Annotated in this window: 3 protein-coding genes; 1 reads left to right on the top strand and 2 read right to left on the bottom strand. The window is 55.2% G+C overall.

The genetic code is table 11. From position 1 onward, the window contains the following. Window positions 1–934: RHE_PE00001 family protein (locus P7F60_RS30495; protein ID WP_277921208.1), on the top strand; the 934-nt coding region annotated here is incomplete at its 5' end. On the opposite strand, the gene P7F60_RS30500 is transcribed toward P7F60_RS30495, so the two are convergent. Together P7F60_RS30500 and P7F60_RS30505 are read right to left on the bottom strand one after the other, a co-directional pair. Further along, window positions 931–1,530, bottom strand: coding sequence for a hypothetical protein (locus tag P7F60_RS30500; RefSeq protein ID WP_277921209.1), 600 nt, complete (start codon window positions 1,528–1,530; stop codon window positions 931–933). The genes P7F60_RS30495 and P7F60_RS30500 overlap by 4 nt on opposite strands. Next, the gene (locus P7F60_RS30505; protein ID WP_277921210.1) at window positions 1,517–2,935 is read right to left on the bottom strand and encodes an AAA family ATPase; all 1,419 of its coding nucleotides are present in this window, start codon (window positions 2,933–2,935) and stop codon (window positions 1,517–1,519) included. The genes P7F60_RS30500 and P7F60_RS30505 overlap by 14 nt, the downstream gene beginning before the upstream one ends. Between the last annotated feature and the right edge of the window lie 339 nt (window positions 2,936–3,274).

The raw sequence follows: 3,274 nt of genomic DNA on the forward strand, positions 1-3,274 counted from the left end.
TGCCAGTCATGACATCCGCACGCCAACACACGAACTGACCATTGCCCGCGACGTCCTGCGCACCCGCCGGCGCATCGCAGCGCACCCGCCCGGCTGGGCGCTCACCCCCGACGGTCTCCGCAGCCTGCGCCGCCACAACGTTGTTGCCAGCGCGCCTTCCCCATCTCTCGGTGACGACGACGTCGAGAGGGAAGTCGCCGCGGTGCAGCCCGATGCGGTCGGAGAAGGGGAGGGGGAGGACAACGGTGGCGAAGTCGGCGCGCTCGACGCGGAGCTGGCCGCCATCGATGTGGTGCTGGCGCGCTCGGAAGCCGTGTTGCAGCGGGCGGCTGCGCCGACCAGCCAGTCGCGGAATCGCGATCCACTCGTCTATGATCTCGACTGGGACGAGGACGCGCGGCTGGAAGAGTGGCGCACCGTACTGCGACAGGCGGATCACTTGCCGCCGGTTCTGCAAACGGTCGTGGCCCTCGACGCCTGGAACACGCTTGAGGTGCTGCAACACGCGCTCTGGCTCGGTCGGCACCTCGCAGCCTCCATCCTGCGCCAGGGTGGCGTTGCCACCGGTGCTCACCTGGTGGCGATAAATCTAGGCCTGAAAACTATTCCCGTCGATCGGCGCCGGCATCGCAGCCGAGAAGTCCGGCTGCTGGCCATTGCCGACGGGCTGATCGCGGCGGCCGAAATCGGGCTCAAGGAGCATGACCGCTTGGCGCTCGCGCGAAAAATGATGGAGCGCAAATTGTTGGGACGGCGCACGTCTTCAAAACTGCCGGAGCTCGTCGATCTCGTCATGGCGACGCCGCTTGTCCATGCCGGGACGGTCACCAAGACGCTCGGCGTCACGCCGCAGGCGGCGCGGCGGATTGTGATGGAGCTCGGGCTCCGCGAGATGACCGGGAGGGGGAGGTTTCGGGCTTGGGCAATTATCTAAAGGCCTTCCATTGCTTGTTCGATAAGAGCGGCAAGATGTGCAGGTAAAGCGATATCCTTCAAAGCGGCCTCGAGCGCTCTGTTCGCGGTGGCCGATGGACTGTCCAGACGCATCTTGCTTATGGTCCAAATTCCCTTTGGTGAAAGGCTTTTCATGACAATTCGTGCTTCCTCTTGCACGAAGCTAATATGCTCCTCCGGATTGTCGAAGTAGGGATGCACAATATGAAATTGGCTGTCGGCATATGCTGGAGCAAGCACGGCGATTGTATCCAAATCTTTTTTGACCTCGAATCCATTGCAATACTCGCATGAAAGGGCGAGGTTGTATGGCTCAAAGGTCCAAGCCGAATACAAATCTTTCGGCGCAATATGGTCCCTGTGCGCCGATCGCCTTCCTGAGAAACCGACTTTGGATTCACACCATACGCACTTCGCATTTTGCACAGCCATGCCGTGTTGCTTAACAGCCCTTTTGAAGGCCTTTACGGCATTTGTAGCGCGAGGCCAGTGGTCTTTTCGTTCAGCAGCAGGGATTGCATCAAGTCCTGCTTGTACGTCGGCAGGAATTGTTGCGGCCTCGTCAATTTTGAGCATTGCCGCGATTTTCCAGGTACGTGGCGATTGAGGAAAGTATCTCAGCGAGTGCCAGATTATCAGGAGCGGCCAGGGGTAGCAGCCGCTCGTAGATTTCTCTGAGCGCCTGCTCGTTTAGCTCTCCGGTACCTGAAATCATCTGAAGCGCTAGCTTCAAGTCATGTTCGACGTATCGATTTCCCGCAGAACCCATACCGAAAACTCGATAGAGAATATTGTCGGGAGACCTTCCAAAGACTTCTCCGTCATACGCTGCGAAAGATGGTGTCTTTCCAGATTTTGCTATCGTGAGTGAGCCATTCTTCGGATGCAGGTCAGAGACTAGGAAATGCGAGTGCGTTGCTATCACGACATGTGTGTGTGGGTTGTCTTCCAAGGTTGTTAGAAGCGAGGGCACGTATCTTGCCTGCCAAGCCGGGTGGAGACTTACCTCTGGCTCATCGATGAAAACAGCTGTACTCCCACCAATGTTTGCCACGATCTTGGTGACTGTGCTCAGGATATGTTGCTCACCCGAACTTAGTTCGCTGAATGGGAAAAGCCTGCCATGCTTATGAAAGCAAAGGCCAAAATTCCCTAGTATTCGGAAACGGCGGCCAATCTCCAAAACCTCTACAATACTGTCGATAGCGCTTTCGGAGCGTGCGAGAGTCGGGAACAGCTCGAACATGAAGTTGACGCCACCCCGAACGCTCGATGGTGCGCCAGTGTAGCCACTTCGTAGTTCATTGATGAACGGCCAGAGCCGACGGAGCTCCTCAGTAATCTCGTCGAAGTTTGTCTCCAGCTTAGAGGTCGCGGGGCCCCTTCGCCGGGCGATCCAACCAAGCGCGCGATCGATGAAGACATCTTGTGTGTCTGCATACGCAAGTCGCTTAGACTCGATCGAAACCTGCCCAAAAACCGGAAGGCGCAATTCCAGACTTTCAAACCAATTCCGTTCCAGGTTTGCAATTGAGCCATTTTTAATGACATTTAGAAAGTCAAAGAAAGTTCCGCTTTCGATGGAACCCGTAGAGGTCATGTTTCCGGTTTGGCGCAGGCCCATGTAGTGGTAGAACGCGCGGTCGCTTCGCGGTGCGTACTTGAATTTATCGATTGGCAGATGAGCAATCGCTAATACTTTATCTGGCAGCTGCAGGTCGCTTACGTTAACCTGAAGGCCATTTTTCCACACGTAAGCCTTGTTCTCTTCTCGCTGAGTCTCCCAATGGGCTCCATCCAGCCAGTAGCTCAGCGTTGTATTAGGGTTGGCGTCATGTCCGAGGAGCGTTTCGGATCCGGTCCGGGTTCTTGGGAAGAGAGGCAGCCTCGGTGCAATATCGTGATTTTCTATGTCCGAGGAACGATAAGATTCGCGGATATTCCAAAGCACGGTTAGTTCTTCAACGATTGACGCCAGCACTCTGCTTTTTCCGGAACCGTTAGGACCGATTATAATCGAAGCTTTGGGACCCTCTTCTATATCCTCGTTAATGAAAAGCGGGACGTCACTGCGGTTAACCGAGTATCTTACGATATGGAAGCCGCTTTTTGCTTTTCGATTTTCCATAAACCTTTTTGCCTTAGCTAAGAACGCAAATAAATCCGAGTCGAGTTAACCCACTACTACCATGGCGCGATTAGAACTCCAGTCTTTTCCCGCGTGTCAAGCGCGGAGGAAAAAGGTATCCCTCCGCCGAAGGCCGTCTGCCCTGATTTGCTGATTGGCTTTAAGTCCATGCCTTATGTCATGCGCTACAAT

The sequence above is a fragment of the Rhizobium sp. YJ-22 genome (assembly GCF_029601685.1).
Classification (GTDB): domain Bacteria; phylum Pseudomonadota; class Alphaproteobacteria; order Rhizobiales; family Rhizobiaceae; genus Metarhizobium.

Bases quoted from the DNA above. Each gene is read 5' to 3' on its own strand.
- P7F60_RS30500 (WP_277921209.1), bottom strand. From the start codon at position 1,530: ATGCTCAAAATTGACGAGGCCGCAACAATTCCTGCCGACGTACAAGCA.